Here is a 19,164-nt window from a genome sequence, read left to right as displayed (position 1 = left end):
TCTCGACATGAATTGCAGCGTTGGGACCCATATAAGTTATTTAGGTGCTCTTAAGATGAGGTTTAGGAGGCTTGGTTGCCCACCAAATACATAACAACAACAGTATCTGCAAAGGTAAGCGAGCGACTAGCGCCCAATAAGGCACCTCGGGAAACTGGCTCGCATTTTGCAACATAAAAACATTCGCAGGTGTTACTGCAATAGTTAAAAGAATCAGTCCCCAACCCGCAATACGACGAGTGCGGGCAAATAAAATCCCGATAGCGCCTGCCAACTCAAAGAAGCCACTAATCAGCACCAGCTCCCTGTGTGCCGGCAACCAGGGAGGCATAATTTTCATCTCGAGTTCAGTAAAAGCAAAATGCGCAATTCCACCAATAAAAAACCATAAGAAAACAAAAGCAAGCGCGAGAATTCTGGGAAACCCAAGCTTTGGATGTAGGATTTTTTCAGTATTTTTTGACCGCATTCTTAGTTTCCAAAATTTGTGTTCATGGCTAGCGTTGCAATGCAGGCGCTGGCGAAGCCGAACGCCTGAAATGATTTGTTAGCTGCTGATCTTCTCAGTTAGCAGCTTTTTGTACTTTTGTCCTCGACGTGAAATGCCCGGTCTGACTTCGCGTTGGCAATTCGAAAACTATCCTGCGCGATTTGCAACTCGCCCATTTTATATGCGACTTTGCCCTTAAGGAATTCGGTTTCCCCATGTATTGTCGCTGCGCGCTAAACTTTGGCACTAAAACTCTCAGCGCCAGGCAGAGTTGAAAGTCCTCGGGTTATAGTAAGATCAAACGCTTGAGTGAGATATTATTCGATAACCTCGATTTGCACATCAATAACACCGTTTGAAATGCTGCCGATCTCACTGAATGCAGACTTTGAAAGATCAATTACCCGTCCCTTTACATAGGGACCACGATCATTGATTTTGACAATCACCGATTTAGCAGTATCGACGTTTGTCACTTTAACCAGCGAACCAAATGGCAATACTTTATGTGCACCTGTTTTAAGTTCCTGTTTATATAGCTCACCGCTTGCCGTCTTTTTTGACTGGTGGCTGTTGGCGTAATATGACGCCTTTCCACTTTCCTTGTATCCAACCCAGTCTGCATTCGACCTTGGGCTGAGGGTGCTACATCCACTAATAACGAAAGCGATAAAAATTAAAAGATACCTTGTCAATTTAATCCCTGCTTTGAGTTTATGTTTTGAAGACAGATGCGATGCAAGGTGGATCCAGTCATGGTTATATCCAGATCGCCCGTTGCATAGCGACGCCGCGCGCACCACAGGCTTGGGCATGGGCTAAGTGTTCCAGTTGCATGCCGCCCAGCGCATAAACCGGTATTTCCAGACCATTGAGCATTTCACCAAATTTCTCCCAGCCTAATCCAGGCTCTTCCGGATGACTGCGTGTCGGTAATACAGGCGAGAGTAACGCAAAATCGAGTTGCAGGGCTTGTGCTTTTTGCAGTTGCCCAGCATCGTGGCAGGAAGCGCCAATGAGCAGGTTGTCTGGCTTAGTCATCATGGTCATCAGGCGCTGGCTGTTAAGATGCACACCTTGGTAGCCGAGTTGCATGGCTTGCTCCGGGCTGCCATTCAACAGGCAGCGACAGTCGTAAGGCGCACACAATGACAATACTTTTGTGCTCAACTGAGTGAGGTTGTCTTTGTCGAGTTGCGGTTCGCGGATTTGCAGCAGTTGCAGGCCTTGATCCAGTTGTTTTCTCAATGCTTGCAAGAAAGCATGTTCCCCCATTTCCTGCACATTGCTGATGGCGTACACAGAGGGTAATGATAGCGCCTGCATGATAGGGGCATTTGCGGGAAGCACCGGGCTGACATTCAGTTTTTGAGGATGCTGCCAGGCAAACTGCTGGCCTTCACGTGCCTGTAATTCACCTTGCCACTCACTGACAAAAAAGAAATGCAGCAGCACGGTTTTGGCTTCTGCATCAAGCGTGGCAGGGTAGTCGTAATGGCGTTTTATCCAGGGTTGAATCTTTGTCGGTGTGATACCAAGCTCTTCCTGGGATTCACGGATCAATGCGTGTTCCGGAGTTTCGCCAGCTTCGATCTTGCCACCGGGGAATTCCCACCAGCCTGCCCAGCCCTTGCCATCAGGCCGGCTGGCGAGCAGGTATTCACCGTTTGGCCGTATCAGGATGGCGACCGCGACTTGGACTAGTTTTGCCATCATTAAGACTTCAGTTGCAGTTTGCCGGCATAATCCTTGGCAAACTGGTAAGCGACGCGTCCGCTGCGGGCACCGCGGGTATGGTAAAACTGCAAGGCAGCATGGCGGGCAGTGTCATCCATGCTGACGCCAAAAGTTTGCAGCCAGTGTTCTGCAATGCTCAGGTATTCATCCTGGTCAAAACTGTAAAACGATAACCACAAGCCAAAGCGTTCTGCTAATGAGGTTTTTTCATCTATGGTGTCATTCGGGCGAATTTCGCCGCTTTTTTCCAGTATCGGCTGGTTATCCGCCATATACTCAGGCATCAGGTTTTTACGATTGGATGTTGCGTATACCAACAAATTCGATGAGGCGTTTTCAATCGAGCCGTCGAGGATGACTTTCAAGGCTTTGTAGCCGGTGTCATTCGCTTCAAACGTGAGGTCGTCACAGAAAATAATGAATTTTTCCGGGCGGTTCCTGATCAATTGCGTGATTTGTGGCAGGTCGGTTAAATCCTGTTTATCGACTTCGATCAGCCTTAAACCAGTGTCTGCATAAGCATTCAGCAAGGCTTTTACCAATGACGATTTTCCGGTACCGCGCGCACCAGTCAGTAATACGTGGTTGGCAGGCAGACCTTGCAGGAATTGTTTGGTATTGCGTACTACTTCAGTTTTTTGCCTGTCGATAAACCGGATATCTTCCAGCGAAACCGTATGTGGGTGTTCGACTGCTTGCAACTGGCCTTGCGCACCATGTTTGACCCAGCGCCAGGCAGTCACTTGCCAGTTAGGTTCAGCCAGTGGTGCAGGTAACAGGGTTTCCAGGCGCGTGATTAGTTGTTCGGCGCGCTGTAGCAGGTGTTCAATCGAATTCATGCAGGTTTTCTTAAATCATGATGTGAGGTGAGCGGCTATTGTACACAATGCCGGAAAGGGCTGTCAGCGGCAGTGTTGCTTTGGCAAAAGGGCTTTACGGAAAATATCGGCGTCTTTGTGTTAACTTGTCGGGCTTATACCAGTCACGTTTTCAATTTCAACAGGCTACTTAACTATGCAACAACAAAAGATTATTCTGGCATCGCGCAGCCCGCGCCGTGTCGAGCTACTGGCGCAACTTGGTGTGCAGTGCGAAATCGTGCCGGCAGATATTGATGAGTCCACCCTCACAGGAGAAGACCCGGCGCTATATGTACAACGCCTGGCAAAAGCCAAGGCGCTGGCGATTGCTGCTACTTATGCGGATAGCGGAATACCCATTCTGGCTGCGGATACCACGGTGGCGCTGGGACAAGACATTCTTGGCAAACCAGAGAATGCTGAAGAGGCGATGGCGATGTTGTCCCGCCTGAGTGGCAGCGTGCATCTGGTGCATACCGCGGTTGCGGTTTACCAGGCAGGGGAGGTGCACTCTTTATTGAACACAACGCGAGTGGAAATGATGCAAGTGCCTAAGGATGTTTTGCAAGATTATGTGGCTAGCGGTGAACCGATGGACAAAGCCGGTGCCTATGGAATACAGGGCCGCGCAGGTGCCTGGATATCGCGCATTGACGGCAGTTACAGCGGGGTGATGGGCTTACCGCTGTATGAAACGGCGCAGTTGTTGCACGCGTGGTAAACTCTGGAAAAAAACGATAATAGTTGGGATCGGGTGAAGCAAAATGTCATTGGCGCAGGAAGTACTAATTAACGTCACGCCGCAGGAGACTCGGGTGGCGATTCTGGAACAGGGTGTGGTTCAGGAGTTGCATATTGAACGTGCATCTTCACTTGGTATTGTCGGCAACATTTATCGCGGCACGGTCGTGCGCGTGTTACCAGGCATGCAATCTGCGTTTGTTGAAATAGGCTTGCCCCGCGCGGCTTTTCTACATGCAGCGGATATCATGGATTGCCATGCTGAAGAAGGCGATGTTAAAACTGACCGGCCGATTCAGGAAGTACTGCACGAAGGCCAATCGATTATCGTGCAAGTGATCAAGGAAGCGATTGGCACCAAGGGTGCGCGCCTGACCACTGAAATCAGTATTGCCGGCCGTTTCCTGGTTTATTTGCCTTATCAAAAACATATCGGCGTTTCACAGCGGATTGATATTGAGGAAGAGCGCGAATTCTTGCGTAATCGTTTGCTGGGTTTGTTACCTGAAGATCGCGAAGGTGGTTACATTATCCGCACTATGTCAGAGGCTGCTACTGATGAAGAGTTGCTGGCTGATATTGAGTACCTGCGCCGGGTGTGGAGCAAGATCCAGACTGAGAGCAAAACCGTCGGTGAGCGTTCACTTATTTTTTACGACCTCAGTTTGCCGCGCCGTATCTTGCGCGATGTAGTGTGCAAGGAAACCACCAATATCCGTGTGGATTCCCGTGAAATGTTTGAGCGCTTGAAAGAGTTTGCCGAATTATACGTCTCGCACGCAGTAAAGCCGCTGACACATTACAAGGGTGAGCGCTCCCTGTTCGAGTTTTATGATATTGAAAATGAAATCGAGAAGGCTCTATCACGTAAAGTAGAGCTTAAATCCGGTGGCTACCTGATCTTTGACCAGACGGAAGCGCTCACCACTGTCGATGTGAATACCGGCAGTTTTGTCAGCGGTAAAAACCTGTCCGATACCATTTTTAAAACCAATCTTGAGGCGGCACAAACCATCGCCCGCCAACTCCGTTTGCGCAACCTGGGCGGCATTATCATTGTCGATTTTATCGATATGGATGAAGACGCACAGCGGGAAGCAGTACTCGAGGAATTGCGCAAAGCGGTCACATTGGATAGGGCGCGTATCAACGTCAACGGCTTTTCTGCTTTAGGCCTGGTGGAACTGACACGTAAACGCACGCGTGAAAGCCTGGCGCATTTGTTGTGTGAATCCTGCAAGGTATGCCAGGGTCGTGGCGAACTGAAAACGGCACAAACCATCAGCTATGAAATCATGCGTGAATTGCTGCGTGAATCCAGGCAGTTCAAGAGTGCCAATGCCTTTAAAATCCTGGCGTCGCCAGAAGTGATCAATATGCTGGGCGATGAGGAGTCACAAAGCCTCGCCAGCCTTTCGGACTTTATTAAAAAGCCGGTGACACTGCACCCGGATACCCAATACGGCCGCGAAGAGTTCGATATCGTATGGATGTAAGATAGTCTGGATGTAAGCTGGGCGACCTTTCAGCCGCCCGCTAATCCAATTAAATAACGCCGACTGCCAACCCTGGTATCACCACCCGGCTGATCATTTGCAATAAGATCAGCGCGACCAATGCTGAAAAATCAAAGCCTTGAATCTGCGGCAATACACGGCGCAACGGGTCAAGGATAGGCGAACTCAGCTGGTTGAGTACGCCATAAATCGGGCTGTACGGGTTAACCCAGCTTAAGATTGCCATCAACAGAATCGCATAGAAAAATACGTCAATGATTTGCGCCAAAACGCCAACCACGGCCTGCCATAACCAGAACAGCGGTGCAGGCGGCAATCCGGCCAGGGTGGAAAGCAGCGCGAATAAAATCACCTGCATGAGCAAGGCCAGCAATAAAGTTGACATATCCCATTGCCTGACCGGGCGTATCAGCTTGCGCGCAGGTTTGACCATAAAGTCGGTCAGCACCACAGTCATTTGCCCGAGCTGGTTTTGAAACGAGGTGCGGGTCCATTGCATCAAAAAACGTAACACCAGTAAAAACGTCAAAATCCCGAATACTGTCCTCAGCAAAAATATGCTCATTTCACCTAACATCGTTATTGTCCTCCCAGTTCGTCGCCCAGGGTTTTTGCCCGGTTGGCTGCTTGTTGTGCCGCGTGTTGCATGATGGCATGAATATTATGCTGATTAAGGCTCAGCAAACCTTGTTCGGTGGTGCCGCCTTTGGAAGTCACTTGCTCGCGCAATGTGGCAATGGGTGTCTCGCTTGCGGCGGCGAGCAGGCTGGCGCCTTTAAAAGTCGCCACGCTTAGTTGTAATGCCTTGTCTTTATCCAGCCCCAGCGCGACTCCCGCATCGGTGAGTGCTTCAATCAGCAAGAATACGTAGGCCGGGCCACTACCGGAAATGGCGGTGACCGCATCCAGTTGTGCTTCATCGGTCAGCCACACCACGTCACCTGCCGCTTGCAGCAAACTATCTGCCAGTAGACGCTGGCCTTCGCTGACGCTCGCTAGTGCGTAAACGCCGGTCACTCCCGCCTGGATTTGTGCCGGTGTATTCGGCATGGTGCGTATCAACGTGCTGTAGCCATTTAACCAGCGGCTTAAATCTGTGGTACGAATACCCGCTGCCACCGAAATAACCAGTTGTGACTGCAGGTAGGGTGCAAGTGATTCAGCGACTGTTTTCAATTGCTGCGGTTTTACCGCCAGTACAATGACATCCGCCTGCAAAGCTTCCGCCGACAGCGCCTGTGCGGTGCGGACTCCCAGGGCTTGCTGCAATCTATCTTGCTTGCTGGCATCCGGATCAATCACGGTAATCTGTTGCATGGCAAAATCGCGCTGTCTAAGGCCGGTGATCAGTGCTTGCGCCATATTGCCGCCGCCAATAAAAGTGATACGGGGCGATGCGAGTGAGGACATGTTTAAACAGCTCCTTTGGTAGCTAAATTTGAATCTGGGGAAGTTTTCGGCAAACGTGCACCAAAGATTGCGGTACCTATACGTACCAATGTGCTGCCTTCGGCGATGGCAGCTTGGTAATCACCGCTCATGCCAATCGACAAAGTATCGAGTTGGAGTCCATGGGTATTCAATTGCTCGAACAATACCCGCACCTGCCGGAATTGGTCACGTTGCGCAGCAAAATCCTGCTGGGGCGCCGGAATCGCCATCAGTCCGCGCAAGCGTAAATGCGGCAATTGTTTGATATTTAAGGCAAGTTCCAGCAGTTCCTGGCCGCTGGCACCACTCTTGCTTGCCTCTTCGCTAATATTTACCTGCAGGCAAATGTTCAGCGGCGCGAGTTCTGCAGTGCGTGCATCTGACAGGCGTTGTGCGATTTTCAGGCGGTCAACTGAGTGTACCCAATCGAATTGACGGGCAATTTGCTGTGTTTTGTTGCTTTGAATCGGCCCAATAAAATGCCATTCTATTGCACAGTCCTGTAATTGCTGCTGTTTCATCAGCGCTTCTTGCAGATAGTTTTCGCCAAATATGGTTTGACCTGCTTCAAAAGCACTGCGAATGGCCTCGGGTGGTTGCGACTTGCTGACTGCACATAGCGTTACTTGTTGTGGCGCTTTAAAGCTCGTTTTGGCTTTAGCAATATGTTGCTGAATATCAGCAATATTATCGGCCAGGTTGATAAGCGCAGTCATGGGTGTGCCGGGATGCAGTTTGAAAGACAAAATAACATTATATAAAAATCACTGGAGTCAAATGTGGATATTTCAGATTTATTGACATTTTCTGTTAAAAATAAAGCGTCAGACTTACATTTATCTTCCGGTTTGCCACCGATGATCCGTGTGCATGGCGATGTGCGTAAAATCAATTTGCCGGCCATGGAGCACGCTGAAGTGCATCGCATGCTGTATGACATCATGAATGACAGCCAGCGCAAAGTGTATGAAGAAAACCTTGAATGCGATTTCTCGTTTGAAATCCCTGACCTGGCACGTTTCCGGGTCAATGCATTTAACCAGCAACGTGGTGCCGGTGCCGTATTCCGTACTATTCCGAGCAAAGTGCTAACGCTGGAAGAATTGAATGCACCCAAGGTATTTAAAGACCTTGCAGATACGCCACGTGGCATTGTGCTGGTGACCGGTCCTACCGGTTCCGGGAAATCCACCACCCTGGCAGCCATGGTTGATTACATCAACGAGACGCAAATGTCGCATATCCTGACCGTGGAAGACCCGATCGAATTTGTGCATACCTCGAAAAAATCCCTGATCAACCAGCGTGAAGTCGGCCCACATACACAGTCGTTCGATAATGCCTTGCGCTCGGCACTGCGTGAAGACCCGGATGTGATTCTGGTTGGTGAGATGCGTGACCTCGAAACCATACGCCTGGCGCTGACAGCTGCGGAAACCGGTCATTTGGTATTCGGAACCTTGCACACCAGCTCTGCTGCAAAAACCATAGACCGGGTGGTCGATGTGTTCCCTGCCGCTGAAAAAGAAATGGTGCGCTCCATGCTTTCCGAATCATTGCGTGCGGTGATCTCGCAAACACTCTGTAAAACCAAAGATGAGCAAGGCCGTGTGGCTGCGCATGAAATCATGATAGGCACACCGGCGATCCGTAACCTGATTCGTGAAAACAAGATCGCACAGATGTACTCTGCGATTCAAACAGGGCAAAACGTAGGCATGCAGACGTTAGACCAGAACTTGCAGGATCTGGTAAAGCGCAATGTGATCAGTGCAGATGAAGCACGTACCAAAGCAGCAAACCGCGACTCAATCATGGGCTAAGAAACAGGATGGATACTATACAAACAGGCGAAGACCGAGCACAAACTGAAAAGTTTGTGAACGACCTGCTGAAGCTGATGGTCACCAAAAAAGCGTCTGACTTGTTTATTACAGCCGGTTTTCCGCCCGCCATGAAGATTGATGGCAAACTGACACCGGTGTCATCGCAAACTCTGAATACGCAGCAAACTGCCGAAATTGCCCGTGCAGTCATGAATGACAAGCAAGCCCAGGAATTTAAAGAAACCCTGGAATGCAATTTTGCGATCAGCATGTCGTCCGTTGGCCGCTTCCGCGTCAATGCGTTTATTCAACGTAGCGCGGTGGGCCTGGTATTCCGCGTCATTAATACCAATATTCCAAAATTTGATGATTTGAAACTGCCGCCAGTCCTTAAAGACGTAGTGATGGCCAAGCGCGGACTGGTGATTTTTGTCGGCGGTACCGGTTCGGGTAAATCTACTTCGATGGCGGCGATGCTAGGCCATCGTAATGAAAGCAGCTATGGCCATATTATTACCATTGAAGACCCGGTAGAGTTTATCCACGGCCACAAAAACTGTATCGTTACCCAGCGCGAAGTAGGTGTAGATACCGAGAACTGGCACGCGGCGCTGAAAAATACCCTGCGCCAGGCGCCGGACGTGATTATGATTGGCGAAATCCGCGATCGTGAGACCATGGATTATGCGATTGCCTTCTCTGAGACCGGCCACCTGTGCCTGGCGACTTTGCACGCCAACAGTACCAACCAGGCATTAGACCGGATTATTAACTTTTTCCCCGAAGAACGACGTCAGCAATTACTGATGGATTTATCACTCAATCTGCGTTGTATCGCTTCGCAGCGCTTGATTCCCAAAGTCGATGGCAGTGGTCGTGTGGCGGCGGTTGAAGTATTGCTACATTCGCCATTGATTTCTGACCTGATTTACAAAGGCGATGTGCACGCGATTAAAGAGATCATGGCCAAATCGCGTGAGTTAGGTATGCAAACCTTTGACCAGGCCTTGTTTGAGCTTTATGAAGCCAGCAAAATCACTTATGACGATGCATTGCGTAATGCCGACTCGGTGAATGATTTGCGACTGAAAATTAAACTGAACAGCAAACTGGCAAACCCGGAAAATCAGGATCAAAACAAGATTTCCAACCTTGATATTTTATAAAGTGATTCTTTGAAACAGTCGTAAAGAATAAGAGTTGAATATAGCAAGCCCCACTAGCGTTGGTTAGTGGGGCTTGTTGATTTCTGGCACCTGCAACTGCTTAGGACTTGGTTTGCTGCAATGATTCCTGCTGGAATACCAATTCACCGCTGGTGAAAGTTGCCGAGACTTTTCCTGCCAGTGACTGATTCAGGAAAGGTGTATTTTTTCCTTGGCTGACCAATACGCGGCTATCTACACGCCATTCGATTTCCGGGTCGTAAATCACTACATCGGCAATCGCCCCGACTTTGAGGGTGCCTGCCGGCACGCCTAAAATATTGGCAGGCGTTTGCGTGATTTTCAGTAGCGCTTGTGCAGGTGAAAGCTTGGCTTGCGCTGCCCATTTTAAAGTCAATGGGAGCAATAATTCCAGTGCTGACGCGCCGGGGCGGGATTCGGCGAAAGGCAAGGCTTTATCGTCATCGTCAACCGGTGTGTGGTCAGAGCAAATGGCATCCAGCGTGCCATCCAGTAATCCCGCGCGCAAGGCATCGCGGTCACGTTGGGTGCGCACAGGTGGCTTCAGGTGCACCATACTGTCAAAAAATCCTATATCCATTTCTGTCAGGTGCAGGTGCTGGATGCTGACATCAGCAGTCAGGCGTACACCCGATTGTTTGGCCTGACGTATCAATTCCACAGACTCCGCCGTGGAAACACGGGCAATATGTAATGAAGCGCCAGTGTTTTGGGCAATGCGCAGCATGGTTTGCAGGGCGATGCTTTCAGCTGCTACCGGGATACCTTTCAGGCCTAACCTGGAAGCAACTTCGCCATCATGTGCAACACCGTTCTTCGCCAAGTAGGGATCTTCTGCACGCATAAACAGGGTATAGCCAAAGGTGGCAGAGTATTCAAAGGCACGCCAGAGCACTTGCGTATCGACAATCGGTGTATCAGCCTGTGAAAAACCGACGCAACCGGCTGACGTCAGGGCAAACATCTCGGTGAGGAAATGGCCTTCTAACTGGCGGGTAACGGCACCTAAAGGATAGACATTTGCCAGGGCATGTGACTTCGCCCTGTGCTTGAGCATTTCAACCAGCCCAGGTTCATCCAGTACCGGATCGGTATCCGGTGGGCATGCCAGGCTGGTGACACCACCGGCCATGGCTGCACGTAATTCGCTCAATAGGGTAGCTTTGTATTCGCTACCAGGTTCACGCAGGCGCGCACACAAATCCACCAGGCCGGGCAGTACCCATTTGCCATTGGCATCCAGCGTCTGGTCTGCCTTGAAACCGGCTGGTGCATTGCCGATGGCGGTAATTTTATCGCCACTGATATAGATATCGCAGACTTGGTCCAGTTGCTGGCTGGCATCGATCACGCGGCCTTGCTTAATGACTATATTCATGCCGCGTTGCCTCCCCCAAGAATTGCCATCACGGCCATGCGTACCGCGATGCCATAGGTGACTTGCGGAAGAATGACCGATTGTTTGCCATCCGCCACGCTTGAGTCGATTTCAACCCCACGGTTCATTGGCCCCGGGTGCATGACAATCGCATCTGGCCTTGCCAGTGTCAGCCGCTCGGGCGTCAGGCCAAAGGTCTGGAAAAATTCATGTGTACTTGGCAGCAGGGCGCCGGACATGCGTTCGTTTTGCAGGCGCAGCATCATGATCACATCAACGTCTTTCAAGCCTTGATCCATATTGTGATAAACCTGTACGCCCAGTTTTTCAACTTCCGCAGGCAATAAGGTGCGGGGTGCAATGACACGGATTTCAGGTACACCTAGCGTGGCGAGTGCGTGAATTTCGCTGCGCGCCACGCGGGAATGCAATATGTCTCCAACAATTGCAACGCGCAGATTATGCATTTCAGGTTTGTATTTGCGGATGGTAAATACATCCAGCAAGCCCTGGGTAGGATGGGCGTGGCGGCCATCACCGGCATTAATCACGCTGATATGCGGCGGTACATGCTGTGCGATAAAGTGTGCGGCGCCGCTCTGCTGGTGGCGCACCACAAACATGTCGGCATGCATGGCAATCAGGTTGTTGACCGTGTCAAGTATGGTCTCGCCTTTGGATTGCGATGAGGTGCTGACATTCAGGTTTAACACATCGGCAGACAAACGTTTGGCAGCAATTTCAAAGGTGGTGCGCGTACGAGTACTGTTTTCAAAAAACAAGTTGCAGACCGTTTTGCCACGTAATAGCGGCACTTTCTTGATTTCGCGCTCAGCTACCCCGACGAAGTTTTCAGCAGCGTCCAGAATATCAGTCAGGATACGTTTGGGCAGGCCCTCGATACTGAGCAGGTGTTGTAGTTGCCCCTGCGCGTTCAGTTGCGGGTTGTACATGTTAATTGGCTCCACTGTCGTTAGGCAGATTGGCTTCTGGGGAATGGGTAGCAGACTGGCTGGAATCTGTCACCGTCAGGTGCAAACGTCCCTGCGTATTGATGGAAAGTTCAAATGCCTGGTGGGCGAGCAATGGGATATCGGCGCCAACGATATCAGGACGAATCGGTAATTGTGCACCACCACGGTTGATCAGTGCGGCCAGTTCTATCAAGCCAGGGCGACCATAATCAAATAGCTCGTTAATCACAGCGCGCACTGTGCGGCCTGTATAGAAAATATCGTCGATCAGGATGATATGCCTGTCATTCACGTCAAAAGGGATGTGGCCGGGTTGGGCGGTGGTTTTCATGCCGCGTCTGGCGTAGTCATCGCGGTACATGGATGCATTCAGTTTTCCATGGGCAATGTCGCGCCCCAGTTCGGTTTGGAGGCGTTGCAGCAATTTTTCCATCAGCCACACGCCACCGGTGTAGATGCCGACCAAAGCGGTATTTTCATGGACGCGGGGTTTTAATTGTTGGTAAAGCTGATCCAGCAACTGTTCGGGGTCAGGCAGTATCATGAGAGTCCTGTGCTATGAACGTGAGTGATAGGCGTCAAAGTAAGATTGTAATATAGTTTGTGCGGCAACCTGGTCCAAATGTTGTTTTTGCGCACGGCCCCGGACCCCTGCTTCGCGCAGTGATTGTGACGCTTCGGCTGAAGTCAGGCGCTCATCTATCATCATCACGGGTAAGTTGAAGCGGCCCTCAAGGCGCTGCGCAAACTTCTGTGCCAGGGCGGTCATCGCATGGGCGTCGCCGTCCATGGTCATCGGTAGTCCAACGATGAGTAGAACCGGTTGCCATTCCTGCAATATAGCCGCGATGCGGTCAAATTTTCCGGCATTATCTTCCGCTTCAATGGTGAGCAGCGGATGCGCCAGTGCGAGCAGGGTTTCACCCACTGCGACGCCAATCCGTTTTTCACCGAAATCAAACGCGAGCACACTGCCGCTAATATCAGGATAAAGGCGTTCGGTAATAGGCAGGTGACTTTGCGTTAAGGGTTGCTTGCTGTGCTTTATCTCAGGCATGCCCTGCAACCTCGGACAGGGTTGCGTAATCCACGCCTAACTGCTGCATGGCCCACAACACTTTGTCATCACTGGGCAGGTTGAAGATGAGCTTGTGTAAATGCTCGCGGTCATCCAGCGGCAGGGTGAGCCAGGCATTGGCCTGGATCTCATCCTCCAGTTGGCCTGAAGACCAGCCGGTATAACCGAGAGCGATAAACATATCCTGTGGGGCTTCATCGCGTGCTGCCGCTTCCAGGATATCCTTGGAAGAAGTCATCGCCAGCCCTTCAGACAAGCCCAGCGTGGTGTTGAATTCAGTAGCAGGTGTGTGCAGCACAAAGCCGCGCTCGACCTGCACCGGCCCACCAAAATGTACCAGGCGGTCCTGTTGGTGTGGGGCGTCGCACGGCATATCCAGTTGCTCAAACAGGTCGCCGACATTGAGTTGTAACGGATGGTTGAGGATCATACCCATGGCGCCATCATCGTCGTGGCTGCAAATCAGAATCACGCTTTTGCTGAAATAGGGGTCTTGCATGGCTGGCATGGCGATGAGAATCTGGCCAGTCAGGTTTAATCGTTCGCTGATATCGGACAAAGGTAATTGTTCACTCATAAGGGTGACGCCTCTTCTTCGCTGAGGTAGCCGGTGATTTCCAGGCCGAAACCATCCATGCTTGGCATTTTGCGCGGTGCAGCCATCAGGCGCATTTTTTTTACGCCCAGGTCGAGCAGGATTTGTGAGCCGATGCCGTAGTTTCGTAATTCCTGGTTGAGTGTGATTTTCTGGTCTGCGCGTAAAATCCTGTCTGTCAGTCCCAGGCCATCTTCATCATGGTTGATTAACACAATTACACCACACGGCGCATTGCTGATGGTACGCATGGCTTGTAATAGATTCCAACTATGCGATTGATGGCTGCTATCCAGCAGGTCAATCATGGATAAAGGTTCATGCACCCGTACCAGGGTTTCGGTAGCGGTTAACGGATCACCTTTCACCAGCACCAGATGCGTTTCCTGCGCAATATTGTCGCGATAGGCTATCAGTTGCATGGGGCCAAAAGCCGTTTCAATTTTGCGCTCGGCACTGCGCTCAATCAGGGTTTCATGCGCAGCGCGGTAGTGAATCAGGTCGGCGATGGTGCCGATGCGGATGTCATGCTCTGCTGCGACCTGCATCAGGTCTGGCAGGCGCGCCATTTCGCCGTCATCTTTGAGTATCTCGCAGATCACGCTGGCAGGTTCGCAGCCGGCCAGTTGTGCCAGATCGCAACCCGCTTCAGTATGCCCGGCACGCACCAGCACGCCGCCATTCATGGCACCAATCGGGAAAATGTGCCCCGGGCTGACAATGTCACTGGCCTTGGCATTCTTGGCGATGGCTGCGCGGATTGTGGTTGCGCGATCAGCCGCTGAAATCCCGGTAGTGACACCTTCAGCCGCTTCGATAGAGACGGTAAAATTTGTGCCCAGGCGCGTACCGTTTTTGCGGGTCATCGGCGGTAGATTCAACTGGCGGCAACGTTGCTCTGTCAATGTCAGGCAAATCAGGCCACGGCCGTATTTAGCCATAAAGTTGATATGCTCTGCGGTCACAAATTCAGCCGCAATCACAAAGTCACCTTCGTTTTCGCGGTGCTCGTCATCGACCAGAATGACCATTTTTCCGGCGCGGATGTCGGCGATAATCGCTTCAATAGTACTAATCTGCGCCGACATTATTCCTGCTCCCAGGCTTGCATGCGCTCTACATAACGCGCAATCAAATCAATTTCCAGGTTCACTGCGTCTCCGGGTTTTGCATACTGCATAATTGTATGCTGCATGGTATGGGGGATCAGGTTGATGCTGACTTCATCCTGCGTGATGGCATTGACTGTCAGGCTGATGCCATTGACGCACAACGATCCTTTTTGGGCGATGTATTTACTCAGGGCATGTGGCGCGCGTACTTTCAGCAGCCAGCATTCGCCTACCTGCTCCAAAACGCTAATGGTGCCGACGCCATCAACGTGGCCGGTCACCAGGTGGCCGCCCAGCCGGTCTGCCAGTCGCAACGCTTTTTCAAGATTCACAGCACCAGGTTGGCCGAGGCCACTGGTCACATCTAAAGTGACTTTGGACACCATAACTTCGAAGGAAGTGGATTCCAGTTTGGTAACAGTGAGGCACACGCCATTCACGGCAATGCTGTCACCCAGCTGTACATCTTGCAGGCCTAAATCGGAGGCTTCGATACGTAATGCGCAATCGTCGCCGTGTGTGACTACGTCGGCAATGTGGCCGACGGTTTGAATAATCCCAGTGAACATGGTGTGATTTTATCAGTGCTGCATGCTAAAGTAATCACATTCACGCAACATTTTTCATAATCCAACAATTTTCAACCAGGCTTGGTGACCATATGCGTTTAGATGATCTTGAAGAAAGCCAGCATGTAGAAGATAGCCGCGGCAGTGGCATGATCGGTGGCCGCAGCATAGGCATAGGCACGATTGCTATTGCGCTGGTAGCGATGTATTTTGGTGTCGACCCAAACCTGGTATTGAATCTGGCGCAACAGGGCCAGCCTGCCACGCAAACTTCGGTGCCAGCAGCCGATAGCAATGATCCTAATGTTAAATTTGTCTCCCGCGTCTTGTGGAGTACCGAACAGGTCTGGCAATCATTATTCTCCAACGCCGGGCAGCAATACAGTGCACCTAACCTTGAAATATTTGGTGGCGCGACACAAACGGCTTGTGGACAGGGTCAGGCGGCGATGGGGCCGTTTTATTGCCCGGCAGACCAGAAAGTCTATATTGACCTGAGTTTTTATAAAGAACTGCAAGAGCGTTTCAAAGCGCCCGGTGACTTTGCCCAGGCGTATGTAATTGCTCATGAAGTTGGCCACCACGTACAGAATTTATTGGGTACCACGCAAAAAGTACAGCAGGCCAGGCAACAGGCAGGTTCTGAAGCTGAGGCGAATGTGTATTCGGTAAAGCTGGAATTGCAGGCAGATTGCTATGCCGGCGTATGGGCCCATCATGCGGATGAGAAATTCCGTATCCTGGAAACTGGCGATATTGAAGAAGCTTTGCGCGCAGCGACTGCGATTGGTGATGACACCCTGCAAAAGCAAGCGCGCGGCTATGCAGTGCCCGACAGCTTCACTCATGGCAGTGCCGAACAGCGTGTGCAATGGTTTAAAGCGGGCCTGCAATCAGGGAGTGTCAATGATTGCAATACATTTAAAAATGCAGTGTAAACATAGTAAGTGGTATGGATGTTTAAGGTATGACCGAACAAAGTAATTCTTCTCAGGCTGTGTCTGCAAGTGATCAATCAGTCGATCAGCACTTAATTGAAACTACCGTTTCCAGCGAGATCATGGCGCAAGGCAAGATGTTGACCGTGCGTTACGACGAAGCGCGCTTACCTAATGGCACCATTAGCGGACGCGAGTATGTGATGCATCCGGGTGCTGTGGTGGTGGTCGCGTTGACGCAAGACGGTGGCGTGGTGCTTGAAAGACAGTTCCGCTATCCGCTCAAGCAGGTATTTATAGAATTGCCCGCCGGTAAAATTGACCCGGGCGAACCAGTATTGCGAACCGGGCAGCGTGAGTTGCTGGAAGAAACCGGCTACAGCGGTAACGAATGGGTGAAGCTGGGTGTTCAGCATCCTTGTATTGGCTATTCGAATGAGGTGATTCATATTTACCTGGCGACTGGCCTGACGCTGGGAGCACATGCCAGGGACATTGACGAAGCGATGGATGTGTTTGTCTGGCCGTTTGCGCGCGTGATGCAAGCAATTGAAAGCGGCGAAATCACTGACAGTAAAACGATGGGTGCCATGTTGCTGGCAGAGCGATACTTGCTCAAACATCCGGTGTCAGGATTAAGTCTTTAAGAAAGTAGTTGATGAGAGTATTACAAATAGGCTGTGGTGGCTTGGGCACATTAATTGCGCAAGAAACCCTTGCACACGGACATGAGCTGATTATCGTCAGGCGTTCCAGGCAGGCTGTGCCGCAAGGTGCGCAAGTATTGCATCTGGATGTGGTAAAAGGAGACGCGTTAGCGCCGATTGCCGAGTTGCAGCCTGAAATTCTGCTGTATTGCCTGGCCCCAGTGGAAGGCCAGTCTTACCAGCAAACCTATGTGCAAGGCTTGAAAAATGTGCTGGCGCATGTCTCCAAGTCTGCACTACGCCATGTCTTTTTTATCTCCAGTACCGGTATTTACGGCGAACATCAAGGCGAATTTGTGGATGATAGTACTGCCGTTGTGCCTGCAGATGCTGATGGACAGGTGATGCTAGACGCTGAGCGATTGCTGTATGAGTTGCCATGCACGCATTCTGCGTTACGCGTGTCAGGCATTTATGGCTCGCAACGTTTGTATTTATTGCGTGCGGTGCAGGATCAAGCGCGCTGGCCAAAAGTGGCCCATTGGACCAACCGTATTCATGAACTGGATGTAGCGAGGGCTGTGGTGCATTTGTATGAACAGGTTGCGAACGGCATGGTTTTGCCGGCACATTGCATTGTGACCGATGGCGTACCGGCGCTACAGCACGAAGTGTTGCAGTGGATGGCTGGCAAAATGCAGTTGCCATTGCCGGATACGCCTCCTTTAGAGCCCCAAACCGGCAAGCGCATCACTAACCAGTTTTTGCCACAAAGTGGCTTTAAATTGAAGTTTGCCGATTACCGTGCAGGCTACGAAGCCATACTGGCAGCCAGACAGTAATGGCCAACTTCTATCAATCATGCAGGGAAAATCACACGCTATGTTGAAGGTGTTATGCATTGCAGCGCTGCTGCTCAATAGTGTGATGGCGAATGCAGATGATGAAGAAGCGTTTCAATCCTGGGTCTCGGCGATACGTCAGGAAGCGCTGGCTTTACACATTGCGCCACAAGCAGTGGATTTCACGCTCAACAATGTGACCTATCTGCCAAAGCTAATTGATCTGGATCGCAAGCAGCCAGAGTTTGTGACCAGTTTCTCAGCCTATGTGAATCGACGCATCAACCAGCGTGTAGTCATCAAAGGCAAGCAAATGCTGCAAGATTACCAGGGTGTTTTGTATGTGGTGGAAGAGCTGTATCAGGTGCCCAAGGAGGTACTGGTCGCTTTTTGGGGGCTGGAAACCAACTTTGGCGGCTATATGGGCGATATCCCCCTGGCATCCGCCCTTGCAACTTTATCTTATGAAGGCCGCCGGGCAGAGTTTTTCAAGCGTGAACTGTTTAACCTGATGCGCGTGGTTGAGCGTGAGCATCACTACGATAGTGTGGTCACAGGCTCTTGGGCGGGCGCCACCGGACATATGCAATTCATGCCAAGCACTTTGCTCAAGTATGGGGTTGATGCCGATGCCGACGGCAAAATTGATATCTGGAATTCATACCCGGATATATTCAGCTCAGCGGCCAATTATCTTTCCCAGGCCGGTTGGCAGGCCGGAAAACCCATCAGTATGATGGTGGCATTGCCTCAAGGATTTGATTACAGCCAGGCACAGTTGCAGCTGTATAAACCAGTCAGTGAATGGGTAAAACTGGGGGTGATCGGCGTGCCGGATAATGCAATTAGCCTGCCGCAAGCAGCGATTATCCTGCCACAAGGCTTTGATGGGCCTGCCTACATGATATTCCCGAATTTCGATGTGATTATGCAATGGAATCGCTCGGTGAATTATGCACTCAGTGTGAGTCTGTTAAGCCAGCAGTTACGGCAGGATATGTACACCCTGGCAATGCCCCCTGAACCGCCGGCCCTTAGTTACCAGCAAATGTGGGCATTACAGGAAGCACTGAACGCGCAGGGGTTTGATAGTGGCACGCCGGATGGTTTTCCTGGTGGCAAAACGCAAGCCGCGATTCGTCGCTATCAGGCAACCCAGAAGCTGCCACAGGATGGTTACCCGGGTGTTGAGATATTTAACCGGCTGACTGCGCCACCCCCTTAAAGAGTGATCGATAGTTT

At 51.0% G+C, this 19,164-nt stretch carries 22 protein-coding genes; 8 read left to right on the top strand and 14 right to left on the bottom strand.

The window, feature by feature from the left end; genetic code table 11:
- Positions 1-40 precede the first annotated feature (40 nt).
- From LPA26_RS06045 to LPA26_RS06030, 4 genes are all read right to left on the bottom strand, one after another.
- Positions 41-469, bottom strand: coding sequence for a hypothetical protein (locus tag LPA26_RS06045; protein WP_229007679.1), 429 nt, complete (start codon positions 467-469; stop codon positions 41-43).
- Between the two features lie 338 nt (positions 470-807).
- Complete coding sequence (locus tag LPA26_RS06040; RefSeq protein ID WP_229007678.1) at positions 808-1,185, bottom strand: septal ring lytic transglycosylase RlpA family protein; 378 nt, start codon at positions 1,183-1,185, stop codon at positions 808-810.
- 64 nt (positions 1,186-1,249) lie between these two features.
- Positions 1,250-2,203, bottom strand: coding sequence for a Nudix family hydrolase (locus LPA26_RS06035; RefSeq protein WP_229007677.1), 954 nt, complete (start codon positions 2,201-2,203; stop codon positions 1,250-1,252).
- Positions 2,204-2,205: 2 nt separating this feature from the next.
- Positions 2,206-3,066, bottom strand: a complete 861-nt coding sequence (locus LPA26_RS06030) for an ATP-binding protein (protein WP_229007676.1) — start codon at positions 3,064-3,066, stop codon at positions 2,206-2,208.
- Positions 3,067-3,241: 175 nt separating this feature from the next.
- Between LPA26_RS06030 and LPA26_RS06025 the strand changes: the two genes are divergently transcribed.
- Positions 3,242-3,808 carry a nucleoside triphosphate pyrophosphatase gene (locus LPA26_RS06025; RefSeq protein WP_229007675.1) on the top strand — a complete coding sequence of 189 codons (567 nt, stop codon included), beginning with the start codon at positions 3,242-3,244 and terminating at the stop codon, positions 3,806-3,808.
- Positions 3,809-3,857: 49 nt separating this feature from the next.
- A complete protein-coding gene (rng, locus tag LPA26_RS06020) occupies positions 3,858-5,324 on the top strand; it encodes a ribonuclease G (RefSeq protein ID WP_229008335.1) in 1,467 nt (488 codons plus the stop codon).
- 49 nt (positions 5,325-5,373) lie between these two features.
- Here the strand turns inward: rng and LPA26_RS06015 are convergent, their stop codons facing one another.
- The 3 genes from LPA26_RS06015 to LPA26_RS06005 are packed head-to-tail and all read right to left on the bottom strand — an operon-like array spanning position 5,374 to position 7,492.
- Entirely contained in the window at positions 5,374-5,922 is a 549-nt protein-coding gene (locus LPA26_RS06015) for a YggT family protein (protein ID WP_055867588.1), read from the bottom strand.
- A gap of 2 nt (positions 5,923-5,924) precedes the next feature.
- On the bottom strand, positions 5,925-6,755 hold the full coding sequence (gene proC, locus LPA26_RS06010; RefSeq protein ID WP_229007674.1) for a pyrroline-5-carboxylate reductase: 831 nt from the start codon (positions 6,753-6,755) through the stop codon (positions 5,925-5,927).
- Between the two features lie 2 nt (positions 6,756-6,757).
- Positions 6,758-7,492: a YggS family pyridoxal phosphate-dependent enzyme gene (locus LPA26_RS06005; protein WP_229007673.1), complete on the bottom strand. Its 735-nt coding sequence runs from the start codon at positions 7,490-7,492 to the stop codon at positions 6,758-6,760.
- A gap of 63 nt (positions 7,493-7,555) precedes the next feature.
- On the opposite strand from LPA26_RS06005, the gene LPA26_RS06000 reads away from it, so the two are divergent.
- Entirely contained in the window at positions 7,556-8,599 is a 1,044-nt protein-coding gene (locus LPA26_RS06000) for a type IV pilus twitching motility protein PilT (protein WP_055826097.1), read from the top strand.
- A gap of 8 nt (positions 8,600-8,607) precedes the next feature.
- Complete coding sequence (locus LPA26_RS05995) at positions 8,608-9,768, top strand: PilT/PilU family type 4a pilus ATPase (protein ID WP_055826095.1); 1,161 nt, start codon at positions 8,608-8,610, stop codon at positions 9,766-9,768.
- 100 nt (positions 9,769-9,868) lie between these two features.
- On the opposite strand, the gene LPA26_RS05990 is transcribed toward LPA26_RS05995, so the two are convergent.
- From LPA26_RS05990 to LPA26_RS05960, 7 genes are read right to left on the bottom strand one after another with little or no spacing between them, the layout of a single operon-like run.
- Positions 9,869-11,167, bottom strand: a complete 1,299-nt coding sequence (locus tag LPA26_RS05990) for a dihydroorotase (protein WP_229007672.1) — start codon at positions 11,165-11,167, stop codon at positions 9,869-9,871.
- Complete coding sequence (locus LPA26_RS05985; RefSeq protein ID WP_229007671.1) at positions 11,164-12,120, bottom strand: aspartate carbamoyltransferase catalytic subunit; 957 nt, start codon at positions 12,118-12,120, stop codon at positions 11,164-11,166. Before LPA26_RS05985 ends, LPA26_RS05990 begins: the two co-directional genes overlap by 4 nt.
- Before the next feature lies 1 nt (position 12,121).
- Positions 12,122-12,685 carry a bifunctional pyr operon transcriptional regulator/uracil phosphoribosyltransferase PyrR gene (gene pyrR, locus LPA26_RS05980; protein ID WP_055826089.1) on the bottom strand — a complete coding sequence of 188 codons (564 nt, stop codon included), beginning with the start codon at positions 12,683-12,685 and terminating at the stop codon, positions 12,122-12,124.
- A gap of 12 nt (positions 12,686-12,697) precedes the next feature.
- Positions 12,698-13,198: a Holliday junction resolvase RuvX gene (gene ruvX / locus LPA26_RS05975; RefSeq protein WP_055826087.1), complete on the bottom strand. Its 501-nt coding sequence runs from the start codon at positions 13,196-13,198 to the stop codon at positions 12,698-12,700.
- Positions 13,191-13,796, bottom strand: a complete 606-nt coding sequence (locus LPA26_RS05970) for a YqgE/AlgH family protein (protein WP_229007670.1) — start codon at positions 13,794-13,796, stop codon at positions 13,191-13,193. Before LPA26_RS05970 ends, ruvX begins: the two co-directional genes overlap by 8 nt.
- Positions 13,793-14,902 (bottom strand): bifunctional 3,4-dihydroxy-2-butanone-4-phosphate synthase/GTP cyclohydrolase II, encoded by a 1,110-nt coding sequence (ribBA, locus tag LPA26_RS05965; protein ID WP_055826084.1) that lies wholly within the window; start codon positions 14,900-14,902, stop codon positions 13,793-13,795. Before ribBA ends, LPA26_RS05970 begins: the two co-directional genes overlap by 4 nt.
- Positions 14,902-15,495, bottom strand: coding sequence for a riboflavin synthase (locus LPA26_RS05960; RefSeq protein WP_229007669.1), 594 nt, complete (start codon positions 15,493-15,495; stop codon positions 14,902-14,904). Before LPA26_RS05960 ends, ribBA begins: the two co-directional genes overlap by 1 nt.
- Positions 15,496-15,587: 92 nt before the next feature.
- Here LPA26_RS05960 and LPA26_RS05955 point away from each other — a divergent pair, with 92 nt between their 5' ends.
- The 4 genes from LPA26_RS05955 to LPA26_RS05940 are packed head-to-tail and all read left to right on the top strand — an operon-like array spanning position 15,588 to position 19,147.
- Positions 15,588-16,433 carry a neutral zinc metallopeptidase gene (locus LPA26_RS05955; RefSeq protein WP_229007668.1) on the top strand — a complete coding sequence of 282 codons (846 nt, stop codon included), beginning with the start codon at positions 15,588-15,590 and terminating at the stop codon, positions 16,431-16,433.
- Between the two features lie 29 nt (positions 16,434-16,462).
- Positions 16,463-17,080, top strand: coding sequence for an NUDIX domain-containing protein (locus LPA26_RS05950; protein ID WP_055868400.1), 618 nt, complete (start codon positions 16,463-16,465; stop codon positions 17,078-17,080).
- Between the two features lie 11 nt (positions 17,081-17,091).
- A complete protein-coding gene (locus tag LPA26_RS05945; protein WP_229007667.1) occupies positions 17,092-17,922 on the top strand; it encodes an NAD-dependent epimerase/dehydratase family protein in 831 nt (276 codons plus the stop codon).
- A 40-nt stretch (positions 17,923-17,962) separates the two neighbouring features.
- Entirely contained in the window at positions 17,963-19,147 is a 1,185-nt protein-coding gene (locus tag LPA26_RS05940) for a lytic murein transglycosylase (protein WP_229007666.1), read from the top strand.
- The last annotated feature ends 17 nt before the right edge of the window (positions 19,148-19,164 follow it).

This window comes from Methylophilus sp. Leaf408, assembly GCF_916856905.1.
Taxonomy (GTDB): Bacteria; Pseudomonadota; Gammaproteobacteria; order Burkholderiales; family Methylophilaceae; genus Methylophilus.
This window is presented reverse-complemented; position numbering and strand designations above follow the sequence as displayed.